This is a genomic window from Phytopseudomonas daroniae, assembly GCF_004327275.1.
In the GTDB taxonomy this organism is placed as follows: domain Bacteria; phylum Pseudomonadota; class Gammaproteobacteria; order Pseudomonadales; family Pseudomonadaceae; genus Aquipseudomonas; species Aquipseudomonas daroniae.
On record NZ_QJUJ01000007.1, the window covers coordinates 248,630 to 268,155 of the forward strand.

The window sequence follows — 19,526 nt, forward strand, 5'->3', positions numbered from 1 at the left end:
CTGGTTCACAGGATGGGTTTTCCGCCGGTTACGCCATACCTTGAGCCCGATATGTAACTGGCTTCATCGGATGCCAGCAAGACAAAGATCGGTGCCACCTCAACCGGCTGACCGGGCCGACCCAAGGGCGTCTGTTCACCGAAGGTGGTCACCGACTCCTGCGGCATCGTGGATACGATCAACGGCGTCCATATCGGGCCGGGCGCGACACTGTTGACTCGAATACCTTTAGGCCCCAGCAATTGTGCAAGCCCACCAGTGAAATTGGCGATCGCGCCCTTACTGGTCGCATAGGCGAGCAGCGTGGGTGTGGGGGCATCGGAATTGATCGAGGTGGTGTTGATGATCGAGCCGCCACGCGGCATGGACGGCACAGCCGCCTGGCACAGGCGGAACATGGCGGTGATGTTCACGTCGAAGGTTCTGAGCCACTCCTCATCGGGAATCTCCTCGAGCGATTGACGGCTCATCTGGAAAGCGGCGTTGTTGACCAGAATATCTATGCGGCCGAATTGCTCCACGGTTCTTGCCACGATGTCCTGGCATACCCCCTTATCCGCCAGGTCTCCGGGTAACAGTAAGCATTGCCGTCCGGCCTGTTCGACCCAGCGGGCGGTTTCGCGGGCGTCCTCGTCTTCTTGCAGATAGGCAACGGCCACGTCCGCACCCTCCCGGGCGAAGGCAATTGCCACTGCGCGGCCGATACCGCTGTCACCTCCCGTGATAAGTGCGACCTTGCCGCTCAGGCGGTCACTGCCGGTATAGGTGTGTTCGCCGCAGTCCGGCAGGGGCTCCATTTTACGCTGTGAGCCCGGCACTGGCTGGGGCTGGGCGGGGAAGGGCGGAGTAGGGTAGGTACGCATTGCTGTCTCTCCTTTGAACAGGGGAATCCTGCCGCTGTTCTTTTGGGAAAACTGGCAATGCATGAAAGTTGGAGCAAATCGTATGACATCTCGACGAAAGGTTCATGTGAGCCACGAGCCGTTCGTCCATCCGGTGGCACTCACGCACCAAGGCTAGCTTCATACCTAAACCAAGGGCTATCCGGGAGTGATCACCATGCCACGTGGAAGCAAAGACAAATATACCGAGGAGCAAAAGCGCAAGGCGCAGCATATTGAAGAGAGTTACGAGGACAAGGGTGTGTCCAGTGACGAAGCCGAAGCCCGTGCCTGGGCAACCGTTAACAAGCAATCCGGAGGCGGTGAGAAATCGGGTGGCTCGGGTAAGAAAACATCGTCGAGCGAAAAAAAGACCGCACGCTCGGATTCGGCCAAGCGCGCCGCCAAAACGCGTGAAGGGCATTCCCGCACCTCCCAGCCTTCACTGGACACCCAGACCAAGCAAAGTCTGCTGAAAGAGGCTCGCAGCAAGGATATTCGGGGTCGCTCCAGCATGAGCAAAGCACAGCTGATCAAGGCCCTGCGCGAACACCATTGATGCAGCAGAAACGGGATAGTCGAGGAGTTTGCATGGCAGAAGCGAACGACCATCTATGGTGGAAGAGCGCGGTGATCTATCAGGTTTATCCGCGCTCGTTCGCCGACAGCAATGGTGACGGTGTCGGCGATATCCGTGGCATCAGTGCGAACCTCGATTACCTGAAGGCACTGGGTGTCGATGCGCTCTGGATATCCCCGGTGTTTCGTTCGCCCATGTGCGATGCCGGTTACGACATCTGTGATTACACCGATGTCGATCCGCTCTTTGGCACCCTTGACGATCTCGACACACTCATCGACGAGGCTCACCAGCGGGGCCTGAAAATACTGCTCGATTTCGTCCCTAACCACACCTCCGATCAGCATCCCTGGTTCGTTGAATCGCGGGCTAGCCGCGACAGTGCAAAGCGTGACTGGTACATCTGGCGTGACCAGCCCAACAACTGGCGAGCAGCCATCGGCGGCGGTAGCGCCTGGACATGGCATGAAGGCAGCCAGCAGTACTATCTGCACTTTTTCTTGCCCCAGCAGCCCGACCTAAACTGGCACAACCCGGAAGTGGTCGCGGCCATGCATGACGTGTTGCACTTCTGGCTCAAGCGCGGAGTGGATGGTTTCCGGATCGATGTGGTGCATTGCGTCGGTAAGGATCCGCATTTCGAAGATGACCCGCGGTGCCTGGCCGGGGAGGCCATGGTGCATATCAACGACCAGCCTTACAGTCATGAGGTGCTCCGAGGCCTGCGGCGGCTGGTGGACGGTTATCCCGGTGATCGCGTGCTGATCGGCGAGGTCAACATTCGCTCCACGCGCCAGGTTGCGGCTTATTACGGGGCCAGCGACGAATTGCATATGTCATTCAACTTTCCGCCGTTGGATGCTAGCTGGGATCCCGTACTCTTCCGTCTCTGCATCCGTGAAGTGGAAAATGAGCTGGGGCCGTTGCTGGCATGGCCTACCTGGGTACTCTCCAACCATGACAACAGTCGCCATCGCAGCCGATACGGAGGCTCGTTGCGTCGGGCTCAGGCCGCCGCTGTGCTGCTGCTCAGCTTGCGCGGCACGCCATTCATCTTTCAGGGAGAGGAGCTTGGCCTGGAAGATATCGAGGTCAACGAGCATTCCCGTGTCGACCCGGGTGGCCGCGACGGCAGCAGGTCACCGTTGCCGTGGACAGCGAAAGCCCCTCACGGCTGGAAGGGTGCGCCGACCTGGTTGCCGTTTGCGCCTCGCGCCGGCCTGTTGTCGGTAGAGTCTCAACATCATCAATCGACTTCGACGCTTGCCCTGTATCGACGGCTGCTCGCCTGTCGACGCGTCAGCAATGCGCTGCGGCTAGGCAATTGGCAAGAACTGCCGTCGCACCCACAGGTTTTGGCCTATCGGCGTTGGTACGAAGACGACGAACGCCTGGTGTGCATCAACTTCAGCGAAACGGATCAGGTTTTTTCGCTTGCCGAACCCTGGCGGGTGCAGGTGGCAAGCGATGGTCATGGTGAAGGGCAGCCATTCACTGGTTGGCTGGCACCTGAGCAGGCTGTGGTTCTTTGCAGGAGCGACGCATGAATGCCCATTGGCATCTGAACACGCTGATCTATCAGATTGACCCCTCCCTGTTTCTTGACAGCACTGGCGACGGCTGGGGAGATCTGGGCGGCATCATCGAAAAGCTGGACTACCTGCAAGGTCTGGGTATCGGAACGTTGTGGCTGATGCCGATCTACGAATCGCCATGGCGCGACGCGGGCTACGACGTCACCGACCATCTCGCCCTGAACCCGCGCTTCGGCAGCGAAGCACAATTCAAAGCACTGGTTCGTGAGATGAAGCAGCGCGGCTGGAACTTGTCATGCAGCACACGTCCGACCTGCATCCATGGTTCGTGAAGGCGCGGCAGGATCGGAATAGTCCATATCGCGATTATTTTATCTGGTCGGATCTGCCAGTCGATGATGGCAACACACCCATCTTTCCATCAGTCGAAGACAGCATCTGGCAGTGGGATGAGCAGGCGGGGCAGTATTACCGGCACTTGTTTTACCGTTATCAGCCGGATTTGAATTTGACCAACCCGCACGTGATCGAGGAAATCGAGCGGATCATGGCTCGCTGGCTGGCGCTGGGTATCGATGGTTTCCGCCTTGATGCGGCATCGCATATGGTTGAGCAGGCGGGTGGCGGCAAAGAAGAGCAGGGCGTGTGGTTACTGGAACGGCTTCATGCCTTCATGATCCGCCTCAATCCCCAAGCCATTCTGCTGGGCGAAGTGGACGTTGAACCCGAGCGCTTTCCCCATTACCTCGGTAATGGCCAGCGTATGGGGTTGGTGCTCGATTTCTGGCTCAACAATCATATATTCCTGGCCTTGGCCACTCGGCAGGCTGAGCCGCTTCAGCGAGCCATCGAACGCAGGCCGCAGTCGCCAGACAATGCCGGCTATGCAGTGTGGCTGCGCAATCATGACGAATTGGATCTGGAGCGTCTGAGCGAAGCAGAACGTGAGGAAGTCATGCGTATCTTTGCCCCGGAAGAAGACATGCGCCTGTATGGGCGCGGCATTCGCCGCCGGTTGGCACCGATGCTTGACGGGGATGTCCATCGCCAACTGTTGGCTCAGGCGCTGCTGCTTTCGTTGCCCGGCATACCGGTGCTGCGCTATGGCGACGAGATCGGAATGGGAGACGATCTGGATCTGCCCGAGCGCCTTGCGGTACGCACACCCATGCAATGGTCCGACAAGGCCAATGCAGGTTTTTCCAGCTCTACCGGGAAACTCGCCATGCCGGTTATCGACCGAGGCGCTTTCGCCTACCAGACACTCAACGTGACGACACAGCAGCGCATCCCGGGCTCCATGCTTGATCGAGTCTCTGATCTGCTGCGCCTGCGTGCTAACTTGCCGGAAGTCGGCAAGGGGAGAGTGCGGTTATTGGATGTACAGCATCCCGCTGTCTTTGCAATCAGCCATGGCGAAGACCCTATTTCGCTCATGTTGGCCAATCTCGGCAGCACGATAGCCGAGGTATCCGTCGACCTTGATGGATTCTCGGAAATTATCGCTGACACGTCCTACATGGATGAGCGTGCAACAGGCCTATCGATCAATCCGTATGGCTATCGCTGGTTCAGGCGCGTCCGCACGCCGTCAGAGAATCAACAAGACCAGTAAGGCTGCGGTGATTGCCAAGACAGCGATTACACGACTTGAACTCAATCCCCATGCGCGCTTGCGCGAATTACGGGTGAAACGTCCACGCACTTCATGCAGGCCGTTTACGGGTTCGAACAGGTTTCCTGCCTGAGGCGTTGGTTGAGTATTGTCCACCATCTGGCCCGACCATGCGCGACGCGCCAGGAGTCGATCGAGCAAGCCTGGAAAAAACAGGGTTCCCATGATTGCCTTGATGGTCGTCATTCCAAGCCAAAGCTCTCGCGGCGGAGCATTGACGACGCTGAGAATGGCTCGCGCGGCAACGTAAGGGTCGTGGATCGGCGGTACAGGTTGCACGCGCTTGCCAAGTTTATTGCACGCCCAATCGAACTGAGGTGTGTTCATGGCGGGAAGTTGAACCATGCAAACGTTGATGTTGCTGCGTTGGTGGATGAGCTCGCATCGTAGTGAGTCGGTAAAACCCCGTACCGCAAACTTTGCGCCGCAATAGGCCGATTGCAATGGGATCGCGCGATACGCAAGCGCCGAGCCCACCTGGATAATGACGCCACGGTTGCGCGAACGCATAAACGAAAGCGCCGCCAAGGTGCCATGAACAGTGCCCAGATAGGTCACCTCGGTGACCCGCTTGATTTCACCCGGTGTCAGTTGCTCAACCGGAGCGAAGACCGTCACCATTGCCGAATTGATCCAGACGTCGATCGGCCCGAGTTCCGTTTCGAATCGTTGTGCCGCCAGGGCAAGAGCTTCCGCTTCGGCCACGTCCACACTGATCGCCAAAGCGGCCACGTCGTAAGACTGCAACTCCTCGACTGTCAGCGCTAAACCTTCATCGCTGCGTGCGATCAACCCGATGGAATAGCCAGCGGCAGCGAAAGCATGGGCGGTGGCACGCCCAACACCAGCACTGGCACCGCAAATCACCACCACCGGACAATCAAGGTCTTTCATTCGTATTCCTCTCAGGCACTCGAGGAGTAGAGACATGCAGCTGCATGGGGTTCAATCAGAAGGACAAAGAGAAATTACGCTCAAATAATCACCGCATCAGCGGAAATATCCTCCTCACCATCACCTCCTACGTAGCATTGATCAGAGCCTTAATCTCGGTATCGATGAGTGGAGGACTAGACTACTCTCCGGTGATGTGCATACCTGGCTATAACTCGCTTCTCAGGGTGAATTCGGCGACCGGTTAGAGTCAGGCCGTCGGCGCAGCAGCATTGAGTGCTCTTCCTTGAGCGCTGCTACCAGTTCGCCGATTTCTTTGACGGTGCCTACCACCGGTTGCGTGGGACGGTGGTGGCACTTCTACTTGTGAGGGATGTTGCCTGTAATTACGACGCGTCGATCCAGATGGTTTTGATCTCGGTGTATTGATCATGCGCCCATTGCGACTTGTCACGACCGCCGAAGCCCGACTCTTTATAGCCTCCGAACGGCGTCGAGGCGTCGCCTTCGCCGAAGCAGTTGACGGTCACGATGCCGGCGCGAATCTCCCGGGACAGGCGCAGTGCGTTGCGCAGGTTGCTGGTGTAGGCCGAGGCCGCGAGGCCATAGACGGTATCGTTGGCCAGTTCGATGGCCTCGTCGATGGTATCGAAGGTGGTGACGCTCAGCACAGGGCCGAAGATCTCTTCCTTGAACAACCGGCTGTCAGGGCTCACGCCATCGACGATGGTCGGCTCGATGAACACGCCTTCGCGGGCATTGCCACCCTCGACGACATCAAGTTGTTGCTCGACCGCATACTCCAGGTACGAACGTACCTTCTCGAAATGCGACTTGCTGACCATGGCGCCCAGGCGGTTCTCGGGATCCAGCGGGTCGCCCAGCTTCCAGTCACGCACCTGCACTTTCATGCGTTCGAGCAGGGCATCCTTGACATCGGCATGCACGATCAGCCGCGACGAGGCCGAACAGTTCTCACCCATGTTCCAGAATGCACCGGCAACCAAGTGCTGCGCGACACTGTCGATATCTTCGACGTCGTTCATCACTACGGCCGGGTTCTTGCCACCCAGTTCCAACACCACGCGCTTGATGTTCGATTCGGCTGCGTACTTGAGAAACAGGCGACCGGTGTCGGTAGAACCAGTGAAGCTGACTGCCGAGATGTCCGGATGACGACCAATCGGTTCGCCGACTTCGCGACCGCCACCAGGTACCACGTTGAACACACCTGCGGGTATGCCCGCTTCGTGGGCCAGTTCAGCCACGCGCAGTGCGCTCAAGGTCGTCTCCTTGGCTGGTTTGACCACGATAGAGCAACCAGCGGCCAGCGACGGTGCAATCTTCCAGGCCAGCATCAGCAGCGGGAAATTCCAGGGCAGCACCAGGCCGACCACGCCAATGGCCTCACGTACCACCATGGTCACTGCACCTGAACCAGTCGGGGCGGTGCTGTCGTAGATCTTGTCGATCAGTTCGGCATGCCAACGTATGGTGTGAATGGTCTCCGGCACGTCGACGTTCTGGCATTCCTGAATCGGTTTGCCGCTGTCCAGGCTTTCGATCACCGCCAGCTCGTGGGCGTTGTCTTCGAGCAGTTGCGCGAAACGCAGCAGAACGCCTTTACGCGCGCCCGGCGAGAGCTTGCTCCAGCGGCCGTCGTCGAATGCTTTCTTGGCGCTGGCCACGGCCAGGTCGACGTCGTGGCTGTCGCCTGCGGCGATATTGGCCAGCAGCTTGCCGGTTGCCGGGTTGGTGGTGGCGAAGGTGTTGCCCGAGACGGAATCGCGGAACGCGCCGTCGATGAATGCCTGGGTCGGAAAGTTGAGTTTTGCGGCAATCGCCGCGTATTGCTCTTTGCTCAGCAATTCAGCCATGTCATACGCCCTCGGTGATTTTTGCGACGTTACGCTTGAGTACAGTGATGATCTCTTTAAGGGTCTGTTTCTCGTCGCCGCTCAGCGACTGCAGCGGGGCACGCACGCCGCCAGTTTTTAGACCCGCGACTTCGCTGCCGTACTTGATCGACTGCACGAATTTGCCTGTCTCCAGGAAGTCCATCAGGGGCAGCAGCTCGGTCATGATGCGGCGACCTTTGACGAAGTCGTTTTCGACCACACACGCCTGGTACAGATCCACATGCTCCTTCGGAATGAAGTTGGAGCCGGCGCAGACCCAGCTGCGTGCCCCCCACGCGAAGAACTCCAGCGCCTGGTCGTCCCAGCCGCAGGAAAGGGCGATTTGCGGGTACTTGCTGGCCAGCAGGTGCAGGCTGGCGGCATCTCCAGTGCTTTCCTTGATGGCGATGATGTTCTTGTTGCCAGCGAGGGCAGAGAACACCTCGTCACCCATGGCCACGCCCATGCGGCCCGGGTAGTTATAGAGCATGATCGGCAGGCCGGCTGCGTTGTCCACCGCGTTCACATGGGTGACGATCTCCTGCTGGGTTGGCAGGGCGTAAGGCGGGGTGCCGACCAGCAGCGCATCAGCCTTGATTTCCTTGGCGGCTTTGGCGAACGCCACCGAGTCTTCGGTGCGAATGGCGCCGGTTCCTACTATCAGCGGCAGGCGACCGTTGATCACGTCCTTGGCCTTGGCAGCGAGGTCGAAACGCTCCTGGGCCGTATGCGCGTAGTACTCGCCGGTGGAGCCGCCGATGATGATGCCGTGAACCTTGGACTCGATCAGGTACTCGAGCACTTCAGCGAATGCCGACGAGTCGATCTGTCCGTCAGCGGTCAGCGGGGTGATTGCCGGGGTATAGATGCCTTCAAATTTCACGGTGCGTTCTCCTGTGGGGTTCAGCTTCTATCTGTCGCGCCTATCTCTGGATTAACTGGCGCGGAGGGTGGTTTAGGTCAGCGAAGCGGCTTGTGATGAACAGCAATGGGCCAACGAAAAAGATCTTCTTGCGGCCCAGGCGATCGGTCAGCCAGCCGCCCAGGAAGCCACCGAAGAAAATGCCGATCAGCGCAGACGCTGCAATCATGCCTTGCCAGAAGCTGCTGAGGCCCAGAGCCGCAGTCATTTGCACCATGCATACGCCAATGATGCTCAGCACGTAGCCGTCAACGAACGATCCGCCGCCGGAGCGTATGGTCAGAAGTTGGTGAAACCGGTTGAGCGGTACATCTTCGATCGAGGTAGTAGATGTTGTCATTATTGTCTCCAGGTTCTAAGAGCTGCCGGGTAAATTCAGGCTGAGCGAATCCACAGAACTGAAATGCTTCAGTTCTGAAGTTTCCTTAAGCCACCACCTAAATTACGGTTGGCATTCCTTGTCTTTCGCAGGCCAAGAAATCATTGCCGCGCAAGAAAAAACGTTGCATGTATCAAATGTTCGAGTGCCTATATTTCCCGGCCCGAGCGGTGCTGGCCCCACTTCAAATTGAAATTCACACCGAAAGAAAGAAAGGGCTCCGGCGGATTTCTGTTCGGACCGGGTGAGCCCAGCAGAAACTCGGTCATCTCCGTACGTTCGCCCGCCAGCCAATCGGCAAGCAACTTGCCGGTAGCTGTGCCGCGAGTTACGCCGAGGCCGTTGCAACAAAGTGCGCCGTAGACGTTGGGAGCCAACTCACCGAACTGGCTCGTGTGGTTTCTCGACAACGCAAGAGAGCCGCCCCAGGTGTATTCGAACTCGACGTCGGGCAGCATTGGGAAGCGGTTGGCGAAGGAGGCGCGATGGTTGCGCACGAAACGCTCGTTGAATTTGCTTTTGCTCTGGCCGTCCGGGTTGAAACTGAAACTGTTGCGAATCAGCAGACGGTTGTCCGGTGTGCGGCGTACCGTGGTGCCATAGGTATCGGCGGGTATCACACCCCAGAAGGGCTTGCCGCCGAGGCGAGCCTGCTCGTCGTCGGTCAATGGCCGAGTGATGCTGGCGTAGGTGAATACCGGGAGCATGCGGCCCCTCAGGAAACCGAAGCTCATGCCGAACGCGTTGGTGCTGAGGATCAGCTTGTCGGCGGTGATGCTGCCGTTCTTGTGAGTCAGAACGACTTTGTCGCCATACTCCACATCGGTAATGGGCGTGTGTTCGTAGAGGGTCACATTGCTCGGTAGCGAGTCAGCCAAGCCTTTGACCAGAGCGGACGGCTGGAGGAGCACGGTGCCCGGAGTGAAAAGTGCCTTGCGATAAAAGCGAGTGCCAATATGGCTGGGCAGCTCATCCGCCTCGATCATTTCATACGGCTGGCCCAGCTTGTCCAAACCACGGCGGTAGGCATCCAGCACTGCTACGCCGCGATCCTCCACGGCCGCCTGGTATTTGCCGCAGGCTTTCATCTGGCACTCGATGGAATAACGCTCGACCAGTTCGGTGAGCATCGACTGGCCTGTGAGGTTGAGCTTCATCGAGGTTCTAGCGACAGCGATGTCGCCGATATAGTCTTCGGCCCCGATATCATGGGGGAGATCGATAGCGAATCCGGCGTTGCGCCCGGCTGTCCCGAAACCGACCTCCTGGGCCTCGATCAGAATGATCTCGTCGCCGGGATAATGCAGTGCCAACTGCCGAGCCGCTGCAAGGCCTACATAGCCAGCTCCTACGATGACCCAGCGAGCGGAGCTCTTGCCGCTATGGGCAGGTTTTGGTTGCCTGGGTTTACTGAGATGGAACCAGCCGCAGGTCGAATCATCGGCAGGCAAGTGGGTCACTCTGGTCATTTCGGGAAACCTAACTTTATTGTTTGAGCTTTGGTTAACTATCCCTTGCGTGAAATGACTCATGATCAGGTGAGACCACCAGCGCTTGGGTTCCTAAAACGTCAATGCCACCTCGACACCGGCTGGTGCGGCGTATTCCGCCATGCGACGACGCGACAGCTCGAAGTGCGCGCGCACAACTATCGCAGCGGTATCCGGGTCACGCCGTTCGATAGCGTCGATCATCTGGTCGTGCTGGTCGCAGGCGATCTCCAGATCGCGTTGCATGTCATCGGTAGTGGGGTGTCGGTAGAAGATTTTTCCAAGCCGCGCATGGTCGATCAGCAAACGTCGCAGGCTGGGCATGAGGTAATCGTTGTGTGCCATCCTGCCGATCTCGAGGTGGAACTCGTCGTTATGGATGACACGATTCTCGACATCCTTCTCTTCGATGGCCTGGCGAAACTGTTCCTGAATCCCTCTGAGCACTTCGATTTCCGCGGCCGAGGCATGTAGCGCTGCCAGTTGCGTGGTCGCGATGTAGATCAGTGGTGCAGCCAGGTAAAAGCTGTGCAGGGATTCGTGGTTCATCGAGGCAACGCGCGGCGCACGATTAGCCTCCAGTTCGATGTAGCCCTCCGCTGCGATCTGCCGCAGCAGTTCCCTGACAGGAGGCCGGGAAAGGCCGAACTCATTGCACAGAGCGATCTCGTCGACGACGGCACCAGGTGCCAGTTCCATGCTCAGAATTCGACGGCGCAGCGCATCACCGAGAACCGTCTTGCGATCCAGGGGAATGTCGATGACGAGGTTGTCGGCTTCGGAATGAGCTTTCATGGACTGTTTTCTGCTGGTCATAATCTGTGTCTACAGTTTGTATAATGACTATAAAATCACGTCAGACAATATGTCTACAGATTTTTGCGTGGACAGCAGGCGCCCTGATTTGGGTCTGGAAGACATCACTCAGCAAGCGGGCGGGTGTACTCGGCGTGAGTACGCCACGGCTGCTGTAGGCCTAGTGCGGTGCCTGTGTCGTGGCGCTATTTCATCACATCCGCACCCCGAACCGCTCTTACTCGCGACCGCTGCGAGTTCGAGTCGATGAGCCTGTTGCGCTCATCGGTTCGGATCTTCACCTGCGCAAGATGAGTCACGATGAAGGTGTATTTCTGAAAGCGACCTGCTCATATCTATTTGCGACTGGTCGGAGGCCTGCGAAGCACTGACCAAACTGTTGAAGCGAGCAAGAAAATAGCGGTCTCCGCGTATTTTTTATGAATTCTATTGGTATACATAAAGAATACAGCGCGTATTGACCGACGTTGGAGCGCGTGCGAGTCTCGATCCATCAGCCATGTGCGGCGGGTCGGTCAACAGCGGAGGCCCTTGTGAAAAGCGATAAGAACAGTCTCTACGACGACATGAAACGGCAGATCCTGACGATGCAGCTCGATCCTGGCCAAGTCCTGGAAGAACTCAGCTTGAGCGCTCGCTATGGTTTGTCCCGCACACCGGTTCGCGAAGTACTGCGGCGCCTGGCAGGCGAGGGCTATCTCGACATCCAAGAAAATCGCGGTGCGCGGGTTGCACCGATGAATCACTCGACCTTGCGCAATTTCTTCCTCGCCGCACCGATGATCTATGCGGCGATCGGCCGGCTGGCTGTACAGAATTTCAAGCCTGCGCAACTGAATGATCTGCAGGCTACCCAGGAGCGATTTCGCGGCGCGACGCTCGCGCGCGATCCACTGGCGATGGTGGTGGAAAATAATCGGTTTCACGAAATCATGGGGGAAATGTCCGGCAGCCCTTATCTCGAGCCCAGTCTCGGCCGGCTGCTGATCGACCACGCGAGAATCGGCCATACCTTCTTCAGGCCGCGTAACGAAGAAATGGAAAAGCACCTGTTACTCGCTGTCGAGCACCACGACTCATTCATTGAAGCGTTCGGCAGGCATGACGAAACCGCTGTAGTTGATCTGGTGTTCGAACATTGGGAGCTGTCTCGAGGGAACATGGAAATGTTCATCGCCCCTCAAGGACTGAAGGCTGATACCTGGGCTGATAGAACAGGTACCTATTAAAAGCGAATGCACGCCTCCACCAACGCTGGGCGAATAAAAAGTCAGCATGATCGGACGCAGCGGCATGTGTCGCTGAGCGAGAGGCATCTCCGGACGTTCACGCTGAGAAAAAGAATGCGTCGTGAGTGTTTACGGCTTTCACGACGTTAATAAGAAGCGAAGACCACTATATCGCTGATCTCATCAGCACTACTACAGGGCATACACCATGAAGATTTTGTGGAAGGCACTCTGCGCGCTGGCGATCGTCAGCATGACGATTGTACAAAGCCATGCTGACGAAAAAGTTATCAAAATGGGGACGCTGTCTTGGGAGGATCTCACGCCCATTACCGGCATTACCAAAAAGGCGTTGGAGAACGCAGGTTATACAGTGAAAGTTACTTCGTTTTCGGAATGGGGAATTGCCTATGCAGCATTGAGCAAGGGTGATATCCAGATACTTACATCGCAGATCGATTACGCCGCTCACGATTACTGGAACCGCAGCAAGAACCGTCTGGAAAAAATTTCTCCGGTTTCTCATGGTCTGTACCAAGGTATCGCGGTACCCAGCTACGTCGCCATCGACTCGATCGAACAGCTCAATGACAACGCCGAGAAGTTTGGCAACAAGATCGTCGGCATCGAACCAGGTTCGGGCCTGATGAGTGACGCGGCGAACGCGGTGTCGGCATACGGCATCAAGCTCAATCTGCTGGAAGGCAGTACTGCCGCCATGACCGCAGCCCTCAAATCGGCTGTTGATCGTAAGGACTGGGTCGCCGTTGCGATCTGGGAACCATCCTGGATGACGCAGAAGTTCGATGTGAAGTTCCTCAAGGATCCCAAAGGTGTTTTCCCGCCACCACAGGGTTACTACTGGATTGCTCAGAAAGGTTTCTCGGAGAAGAACCCACAGGCGCGTGAAGTCATTGCCGGTGTTTATGTGCCGCTGGCAGATATCACTGCAATCAACGGCGAAGTGAAAGATGGAAAAACCATGGAGCAGGCCGTTAGTGACTGGTCTGAGAAGAACGAAGAGATTTTGACACGCTGGAATAATATTAAAAAATATTGAAGTGCGCTTTTTTTAACTGCCGCTGCCGAACTTGATGTCAACAATTAAACCAGAATCTTCTGGTTCGACGGGTGCGAAATGAATTCCTTAAGTAATGGCACTGACGAAGTGCTAGTAAGTTGCCAGTCTGTCTGGAAAGTGTTTGGGCAGAACTCCTCAGCTGCAATGAAGGCTTATGTCGAGCGAGGGCTCTCCAAAAAACAGATCCTGCAGGATTACGGCTGCGTCGTCGGCGTGTCGGATGTCAGTCTTGAGGTTCGCCGCGGCGAAATCTTCTGCATCATGGGCCTCTCGGGCAGCGGCAAGTCCACCTTGATCCGCTTGCTGAACAAGTTGATTGCACCAAGCGCTGGCCAGGTGCTGGTCAAGGGCAAGGATCTGGCCACGCTCAATGCGGTGGAGTTGCGCAAGGTGCGAGCGCAACACATCGGCATGGTATTTCAGAGCGTGGCGCTATTGCCGCACCGTACCGTTCTGGAAAACGCCGCCTTCGGGCTCGAGGTGCAAGGCGTTTCCAAGGCCGAACGACATAAGGTCGCTGAGCAGGCACTGGCCAAGGTCGGCCTATCCGACTGGGCCGCTCGCTATCCATCCGAACTCTCAGGCGGTATGCAGCAGCGGGTTGGATTGGCACGTGCCATCACTTCCGATCCGGAAATCATCCTGATGGACGAGCCGTTCAGCGCGCTCGATCCACTCATTCGTCGGCAGTTGCAGGACGAATTCCGCCAACTCACCAAATCCCTAGGCAAATCCGCGGTATTCATTACCCATGATCTGGAGGAGGCGATTCGTATCGGTGATCGTATCGCGATCATGAAAGACGGCATGATCATTCAGGAAGGTACGGCCGAAGACATCGTGCTGAATCCGGCTGATGACTATGTCGCCGATTTCGTTGCCGGCATCTCGCGCTTGCATCTGGTCAAGGCGCATTCGGTCATGACGCCTTATGCGAACTACCGGCAAGCCCATCCCGAGGTTGACGTCAGCACGCTGTGCCACACGACTCCAGCCGCGGATCTGAACGAGCTGATCAATCTGCTCATTCAGTCCGATGGCGAGGCGCTGGCAGTGCTGGAGGAGGGCACACCGTTGGGTGTCATCACGGCACGCGATCTGTTGCGCGGTGTGCAGGGGGCGCCAAACGAGTCTGTGGAGGTGCCGGTACGGGAATCTCTGGAGCACTCGCTATGAGCCCGGATGATTTCGCAGCGCAGTTCGACGAAACGGTCGACGCTGGCCTGGAGTGGCTCACGGATAACGGGGCCAATGTATTCGACTTTCTCAACCAGGTGCTCACAGGCTTTTATGAGACCGTACTATGGGTTTTGCAGGTTGCGCCCTTCTATGTGGTAGCGCTGGTGGTTGGCGCGCTAGCCTGGCGGCTGTCGTCGAACCTGAAGTTCGGTATCGCCTCGGCTCTGGCCTTGGCGTTCTGTTCGATCATGGGGTTGTGGCCCGAGACCATGAGTACGCTGGCGCTGGTACTGGCGGCGACCAGCCTGGCGCTGTTGGTCGGCATCCCGATGGGCGTGGCAGCCGGGCTGCTGCCGTCGCTGGACAAAGTAACCGAGCCAGTGCTCGACCTCGTGCAAACCCTGCCTCCTTATATATACCTGCTGCCCGCCATCGCGCTGCTGGGCTATGGCTCGGCGACTGCCCTGGTCGCCACCTTCATCGTTGCAGTGCCGCCGGTACTCAGGTTGACCTCACTGGGCATCCGCATGACGCCCAATCAATTCATCGAGCTGGGCGAGGCGAGCGGCACCAGTGGCTGGCAGCTGTTCTTCAAGATCCGTCTGCCTTTTGCACTGCCCAGCATCATGGCTGGGGTGAACCAGAGCCTGATGATGGCATTCGGAATGGTGGTGATCGCTGGCATTGTCGGCTCGGGCGGATTGGGTGAGGCCATTTATGGGGCCATCCGTACACTGGATATCGCTCAGTCGATCAATGCCTCCATTGCCATTGTCATCCTGACTCTGATCCTTGATCGCATGGCTCAGAGCGCCACGCGCTCTGGAAAAAAGGAGGTGAGCAATGACGCTCACTGAACTGAAATTCTCGCCGGGTCAGCATCTCGCGCCTGCCATCGATTGGCTGAATGCAAACTTTCATCCTCTGTTCGCGACGATCAGCAGGGTTATCGAGACGGTACTCGGCGGTGTCGAGTCGGCACTGCTGGCCATGCCCGCGTATGCACTGATCGCTGTAGTGGCGGTGTTGGCATACCTGTTCACCAACTTGCGTGTCGCGGTGCTGTCAGCCTTCATGCTGGGCTTCTGTCTGATTTCCGGGCTTTGGACGGCATCGATGCAGACGATTGCCCTGGTCTCGGTGTCGGTTCTCATCTCGGTGGCGATCGCCTTCCCGCTGGGTGTGCTGGCTTCGCGGGTGAAGCGCTTCGAGGCAGCCGTTCGCCCGGTGTTGAACGTCATGCAGACGGTGCCGCCCTGGGTCTACCTGATTCCAGCCGTGATGATCTTCAGCCTCGGCAAGGTTCCGGCCATCATCGCCACCGTCATCTACGGTATCCCGCCGATGATGCGGCTCACTACCCTGGCTTTCAACCAGATCCCCAAGGATCTCCTCGAACTCGGTCAGGCAACGGGGGCCTCTCCGCGCGCCATCCTGCTCAAGATCGAAATCCCGGCTGCAACGCCGACGCTGATGGTGGGCCTCAACCAGTGCATCCTGCTGTCCCTGGCCATGGTGGTGCTGGCCGGCCTGGTTGGTGCCGGTGGTCTTGGCGCGGAAGTGACTCGCGGGCTGACGCGCATGGAAATGGGCCTGGGGCTGCGGGCCGGGTTGGCTATCGTCGCGGTCGCGCTGCTGCTGGATCGCCTGTCACGTGGTGCCCTGCAACGGCACTCCGCCCGTAAAGCAATCTAGAGGGAAGCGACGCATGCGCAGCACATTCTTCTGCATAGACTCCCATGCCTGTGGCAACCCTGTACGGGTGGTCGCAGGAGGCGCGCCGCTGATGCCCCATGTGAGCATGGCGGATCGACGCGAGCTGTTTATCCGCGACCATGACTGGATTCGCAAGGCGTTGATGTTCGAGCCCCGGGGCCATGAAGTGATGTCCGGCGCGATGATCTACCCCTCGATACGCAGCGATTGCGATTTTGCCGTGCTGTTCATCGAAGTGAGTGGTTGCCTGCCGATGTGCGGGGCCGGCACCATAGGCTTGAGTACCGTGGTGATCGAGCACGACCTGGTCAGGCCGAAGGTACCGGGCAAGTTGTCCATCGAGACGCCGGCCGGCAAGGTGGAGGTGGAGTACCGCATGGACGGCGACAAGGTCGAATCGGTAAGCCTGTTCAACGTACCGAGCTACCTGCACACGGCGGATGTCCGTGTCGAGGTTCCGGGGCTGGGTTCGCTCGTTGTGGACATCGCCTACGGCGGCAATTACTACGCGGTGGTCGAGCCTCAGGAAAACTGGCCTGGGCTGGATGGAATGTCCTCAGCGGACATCGTTGCCCACAGCCGCAGCCTACGCAGTGCGCTTGCCGGGATCTGCGAGCCAGTGCACCCGGACGACCCGCGGATCAACGGCGTACACCATGCCATCTGGTGTGATATCGGAAGCAGCGAAGCGTCCGATGGACGAAACATCGTTTTCTATGGTGACAAGGCAATCGACCGTTCCCCAGGCGGCACCGGTACGTCTGCACGCCTGGCACAGCTGTATGGCAAAGGGCGCCTTGCAGTCGGTGACACGTATCGCAGCGAGAGCCTGATCGGCACGATCTACCAAGGGCGTATCGAAGCCGCCGCTCAGGTTGGTACTTATCCGGGCATCCTGCCCAGCGTCACCGGGTGGGCACAGGTGATCGGACTCAATACCATTTTCGTGGATGAGCGCGATCCTCTGGCTCACGGTTTCCTCGTTGACTGAAAGCGCGCTGGTGAAGAACATCGACACGCCAACAACAAATGATCGATAGGGGCAGAGATTGTCGGACAGACGAAGTTTCAGTGAGGCGATGCAAGGACAGAACCTCCGTTTTGTGGGCGACAAGAGCCGCGTGCTGCAAGAGGCCCGCGTTGGTTTCCTGCTCCTCGAGAATTTCTCCCTGCCTGCATTCACTCAGGCACTGGATATTCTCGTAACGGCCAACCTCATCAGTACGGGTGTCTTCGCCACGCAGACGTTCAGTCTGAGTGGCCAGGCGGTGGTCAGCGATCTCGGCATCATCATCTGCCCGAACGCCGAGCTGAGCGCGAAACATCTCGCGGGCCTGGATCTACTGGTGATCTGTGGCGGGCTGCGCACCACCTTGCGGCCGATCCCTGCGCTCAAACAGCTCCTGCATGCGGCCGATGAGAAGAATGTGGCCCTGGCCGGGCTGTGGAGTGGTGCCTGGTTCTTGGGGCAGGCGGGGTTACTCGACGGCTATAAATGCGCGATCCATCCCGAGCACCGTGCGGCACTGGCGGAAATCGCCAAGCACAGCCAGGTTACCTCTGAAAGCTTCATGGTTGACCGTAATCGGCTGACAGCCGCCAGCCCGACCGGCGCCTTCAATATGGTGCTGGAATGGATCAACAAGCTCCATGGCCGTGACCTGGTTGAGGGCATCGTTGGCATTCTGGCTTTTGAAGAGTCTCGCTACCGGCGAGTGCGCCCGACGGTGCACGCAAAAATGAGCGAGCCGCTACGCAATGTGATCAACCTGATGAGTGCAAATATCGAGGAGCCACTGAGCCTGGAGCAATTAGCGAGCTACGCAGGGCGCTCTCGGCGCCAGATCGAGCGACTGTTCCAGCAGCAACTCGGCACCACGCCGGTACGCTACTACCTGGAGCTTCGAATCACCGAAGGGCGACGGCTGCTCCAGCATTCCGACTTGCCGATTCTGGATGTGAGCGTCGCCTGTGGCTTCGTATCCCCCAGCCATTTCAGCAAATGCTACACGGCATACTTCGGCAACTCACCCTCCAAGGAAATACGCCACGGCAATGTGAGGTCGAGCAAATAAGTGAGTAGGCATTGTGTAAGCGTCCGGCCAAGTCACCTAGCGAACTTCCTCATGATGGGCGATGATGTCCGCGCATTTTTAGTAGACGAGATCGCAAGTATCGACAGGATTTTAATGCGCCACCGAAGCTCTTTTCCGTACCACTCAAAGCCCACACTGCCCAGGAAAAGCTGCAATATGTAGCGGCGGCTATCCCATCACCGCTCAGCGCCACGGCCAGCACGTATGATCCGAGGCTAAGCCGATGTGCTAAGTAGCATTTTTACTTCGCGGATATCTTTCGCGGGGGACACGCCAAACATTCGACCGTATTCTCGCGTGAATTGGGGGATGCTTTCGTACCCCACTCCATAGGCGGCGTTGGCGATAGGTGTACCCTCCAAAAGCCTTCGCCTGGCCTCGATCAGTCTGAGTTGTTTTTGATATTGAAGCGGAGTCAGCGAGGTGACCGTCCTGAAATGGGTGTGGAACCCTGAAACACTCATACCGGCTGTCTCTGCCAACTGCTCCACTCGCAGCGGTTGGGCGAATTCATCTCGAATCCGGGCGATCGCCCGGCCGACTCTTTGGGCGTGGCTGCTTGCAATTCCAAGCGCTCGGATTGCTCCACCATGGCGCCCTGACAGGAGCCAGTAATGGAGTTCCCTGAGCAGTTGGCTTTTTAATACTGCTACTGAACTAGGTCGCTCAAGCAGGCGAAGCAAGCGCAGGGCTGCGTCTGTCACCTCTGTTTCTGTGGACTCTACCCTTAATGGCTCGCCCACAGTAAAGGGAGCCGTACCCATCTCGACGACCAAAGATTCTATAAGTACGTGATCAAGCTCTATGACGAATGCCAAGTAAGGTTCGTTCTGAGAGGCGACAATGATCTGACTTACCGTTGGTACATCAGCGGTGATGATCAGTGATTCGCCGGCCCCGAACTCAAAGATTTTGTCGCCCATCGAGACACGCTTTTTCCCTTGAAGCACCAGCGCAACCAACGGCCTTGAGATCGCGTAGAGGAGTGCCGTAGGCGTTGTCTCCCGAAGAATCACCAGCCCAGGGAAAGGGGTCGCAGCAATACCGCCTTGATGATTAGCCTCAGCGTAGCGGCTCACAGCCTTGAGCAGATCGTTCATAGGTCATCACCCCCTCAGTCCGTATCGGCCTATTGCAATGTCGAACGCTTGCCGA

Annotated in this window: 16 protein-coding genes and 2 pseudogenes; 10 read left to right on the top strand and 8 right to left on the bottom strand. The window is 57.7% G+C overall.

Annotation, left to right across the window (positions count from 1 at the left end):
* Nucleotides 1-5 precede the first annotated feature (5 nt).
* Nucleotides 6-863: a glucose 1-dehydrogenase gene (locus DNK10_RS17600; RefSeq protein WP_131192438.1), complete on the bottom strand. Its 858-nt coding sequence runs from the start codon at nt 861-863 to the stop codon at nt 6-8.
* A gap of 196 nt (nt 864-1,059) precedes the next feature.
* Here DNK10_RS17600 and DNK10_RS17605 point away from each other — a divergent pair, with 196 nt between their 5' ends.
* The 3 genes and pseudogenes from DNK10_RS17605 to DNK10_RS17615 all read left to right on the top strand — a co-directional run bounded on the left by DNK10_RS17605 (nt 1,060) and on the right by DNK10_RS17615 (nt 4,611).
* Nucleotides 1,060-1,440 carry a termination factor Rho gene (locus tag DNK10_RS17605; protein WP_131180557.1) on the top strand — a complete coding sequence of 127 codons (381 nt, stop codon included), beginning with the start codon at nt 1,060-1,062 and terminating at the stop codon, nt 1,438-1,440.
* Between the two features lie 32 nt (nt 1,441-1,472).
* Entirely contained in the window at nt 1,473-3,008 is a 1,536-nt protein-coding gene (locus DNK10_RS17610) for an alpha-amylase family glycosyl hydrolase (RefSeq protein ID WP_131180704.1), read from the top strand.
* Nucleotides 3,005-4,611, top strand: a pseudogene (locus DNK10_RS17615) (alpha-amylase family protein). Before DNK10_RS17610 ends, DNK10_RS17615 begins: the two are co-directional and overlap by 4 nt.
* On the opposite strand, the gene DNK10_RS17620 reads toward DNK10_RS17615, so the two are convergent.
* The 6 genes and pseudogenes from DNK10_RS17620 to DNK10_RS17645 all read right to left on the bottom strand — a co-directional run bounded on the left by DNK10_RS17620 (nt 4,588) and on the right by DNK10_RS17645 (nt 11,049).
* Nucleotides 4,588-5,565 carry an SDR family oxidoreductase gene (locus tag DNK10_RS17620; protein ID WP_131180559.1) on the bottom strand — a complete coding sequence of 326 codons (978 nt, stop codon included), beginning with the start codon at nt 5,563-5,565 and terminating at the stop codon, nt 4,588-4,590. The pseudogene DNK10_RS17615 and the gene DNK10_RS17620 sit on opposite strands and share 24 nt — an antisense overlap.
* Before the next feature lie 386 nt (nt 5,566-5,951).
* Nucleotides 5,952-7,442 (bottom strand): aldehyde dehydrogenase, encoded by a 1,491-nt coding sequence (locus DNK10_RS17625; RefSeq protein ID WP_131192439.1) that lies wholly within the window; start codon nt 7,440-7,442, stop codon nt 5,952-5,954.
* A 1-nt stretch (nt 7,443) separates the two neighbouring features.
* A complete protein-coding gene (locus tag DNK10_RS17630; RefSeq protein ID WP_131192440.1) occupies nt 7,444-8,346 on the bottom strand; it encodes a dihydrodipicolinate synthase family protein in 903 nt (300 codons plus the stop codon).
* 79 nt (nt 8,347-8,425) lie between these two features.
* Nucleotides 8,426-8,725 (bottom strand): annotated as a pseudogene (locus DNK10_RS17635) (MFS transporter); the annotation flags it as partial.
* Between the two features lie 188 nt (nt 8,726-8,913).
* Nucleotides 8,914-10,233: an NAD(P)/FAD-dependent oxidoreductase gene (locus DNK10_RS17640; RefSeq protein WP_131192466.1), complete on the bottom strand. Its 1,320-nt coding sequence runs from the start codon at nt 10,231-10,233 to the stop codon at nt 8,914-8,916.
* 93 nt (nt 10,234-10,326) lie between these two features.
* A complete protein-coding gene (locus tag DNK10_RS17645) occupies nt 10,327-11,049 on the bottom strand; it encodes a GntR family transcriptional regulator (RefSeq protein WP_131192441.1) in 723 nt (240 codons plus the stop codon).
* 554 nt (nt 11,050-11,603) lie between these two features.
* On the opposite strand from DNK10_RS17645, the gene DNK10_RS17650 reads away from it, so the two are divergent.
* The 7 genes from DNK10_RS17650 to DNK10_RS17680 all read left to right on the top strand — a co-directional run bounded on the left by DNK10_RS17650 (nt 11,604) and on the right by DNK10_RS17680 (nt 18,350).
* Complete coding sequence (locus DNK10_RS17650) at nt 11,604-12,299, top strand: GntR family transcriptional regulator (RefSeq protein ID WP_131192442.1); 696 nt, start codon at nt 11,604-11,606, stop codon at nt 12,297-12,299.
* A 208-nt stretch (nt 12,300-12,507) separates the two neighbouring features.
* Nucleotides 12,508-13,359: a glycine betaine ABC transporter substrate-binding protein gene (locus DNK10_RS17655; RefSeq protein ID WP_131192443.1), complete on the top strand. Its 852-nt coding sequence runs from the start codon at nt 12,508-12,510 to the stop codon at nt 13,357-13,359.
* A 78-nt stretch (nt 13,360-13,437) separates the two neighbouring features.
* On the top strand, nt 13,438-14,556 hold the full coding sequence (locus DNK10_RS17660; protein ID WP_131180566.1) for a quaternary amine ABC transporter ATP-binding protein: 1,119 nt from the start codon (nt 13,438-13,440) through the stop codon (nt 14,554-14,556).
* The gene (locus tag DNK10_RS17665; protein WP_131192444.1) at nt 14,553-15,416 is read left to right on the top strand and encodes an ABC transporter permease; all 864 of its coding nucleotides are present in this window, start codon (nt 14,553-14,555) and stop codon (nt 15,414-15,416) included. The genes DNK10_RS17660 and DNK10_RS17665 overlap by 4 nt, the downstream gene beginning before the upstream one ends.
* Nucleotides 15,403-16,254, top strand: a complete 852-nt coding sequence (locus tag DNK10_RS17670) for an ABC transporter permease (RefSeq protein WP_131180568.1) — start codon at nt 15,403-15,405, stop codon at nt 16,252-16,254. Before DNK10_RS17665 ends, DNK10_RS17670 begins: the two co-directional genes overlap by 14 nt.
* A gap of 13 nt (nt 16,255-16,267) precedes the next feature.
* Nucleotides 16,268-17,266, top strand: a complete 999-nt coding sequence (locus tag DNK10_RS17675) for a 4-hydroxyproline epimerase (RefSeq protein WP_131180569.1) — start codon at nt 16,268-16,270, stop codon at nt 17,264-17,266.
* Nucleotides 17,267-17,354: 88 nt separating this feature from the next.
* The gene (locus tag DNK10_RS17680) at nt 17,355-18,350 is read left to right on the top strand and encodes a GlxA family transcriptional regulator (protein WP_165496007.1); all 996 of its coding nucleotides are present in this window, start codon (nt 17,355-17,357) and stop codon (nt 18,348-18,350) included.
* Between the two features lie 236 nt (nt 18,351-18,586).
* On the opposite strand, the gene DNK10_RS17685 is transcribed toward DNK10_RS17680, so the two are convergent.
* Complete coding sequence (locus DNK10_RS17685) at nt 18,587-19,471, bottom strand: AraC family transcriptional regulator (protein WP_131180571.1); 885 nt, start codon at nt 19,469-19,471, stop codon at nt 18,587-18,589.
* Nucleotides 19,472-19,526 lie beyond the last annotated feature (55 nt).

Bases quoted from the DNA above. Each gene is read 5' to 3' on its own strand.
- DNK10_RS17600 (WP_131192438.1), bottom strand. From the start codon at position 863: ATGCGTACCTACCCTACTCCGCCCTTCCCCGCCCAGCCCCAGCCAGTG.
- DNK10_RS17605 (WP_131180557.1), top strand. From the start codon at position 1,060: ATGCCACGTGGAAGCAAAGACAAATATACCGAGGAGCAAAAGCGCAAG.
- DNK10_RS17610 (WP_131180704.1), top strand. From the start codon at position 1,473: ATGGCAGAAGCGAACGACCATCTATGGTGGAAGAGCGCGGTGATCTAT.
- DNK10_RS17620 (WP_131180559.1), bottom strand. From the start codon at position 5,565: ATGAAAGACCTTGATTGTCCGGTGGTGGTGATTTGCGGTGCCAGTGCT.
- DNK10_RS17625 (WP_131192439.1), bottom strand. From the start codon at position 7,442: ATGGCTGAATTGCTGAGCAAAGAGCAATACGCGGCGATTGCCGCAAAA.
- DNK10_RS17640 (WP_131192466.1), bottom strand. From the start codon at position 10,233: ATGACCAGAGTGACCCACTTGCCTGCCGATGATTCGACCTGCGGCTGG.
- DNK10_RS17645 (WP_131192441.1), bottom strand. From the start codon at position 11,049: ATGAAAGCTCATTCCGAAGCCGACAACCTCGTCATCGACATTCCCCTG.
- DNK10_RS17655 (WP_131192443.1), top strand. From the start codon at position 12,508: ATGAAGATTTTGTGGAAGGCACTCTGCGCGCTGGCGATCGTCAGCATG.
- DNK10_RS17660 (WP_131180566.1), top strand. From the start codon at position 13,438: ATGAATTCCTTAAGTAATGGCACTGACGAAGTGCTAGTAAGTTGCCAG.
- DNK10_RS17665 (WP_131192444.1), top strand. From the start codon at position 14,553: ATGAGCCCGGATGATTTCGCAGCGCAGTTCGACGAAACGGTCGACGCT.
- DNK10_RS17670 (WP_131180568.1), top strand. From the start codon at position 15,403: ATGACGCTCACTGAACTGAAATTCTCGCCGGGTCAGCATCTCGCGCCT.
- DNK10_RS17675 (WP_131180569.1), top strand. From the start codon at position 16,268: ATGCGCAGCACATTCTTCTGCATAGACTCCCATGCCTGTGGCAACCCT.
- DNK10_RS17680 (WP_165496007.1), top strand. From the start codon at position 17,355: ATGCAAGGACAGAACCTCCGTTTTGTGGGCGACAAGAGCCGCGTGCTG.
- DNK10_RS17685 (WP_131180571.1), bottom strand. From the start codon at position 19,471: ATGAACGATCTGCTCAAGGCTGTGAGCCGCTACGCTGAGGCTAATCAT.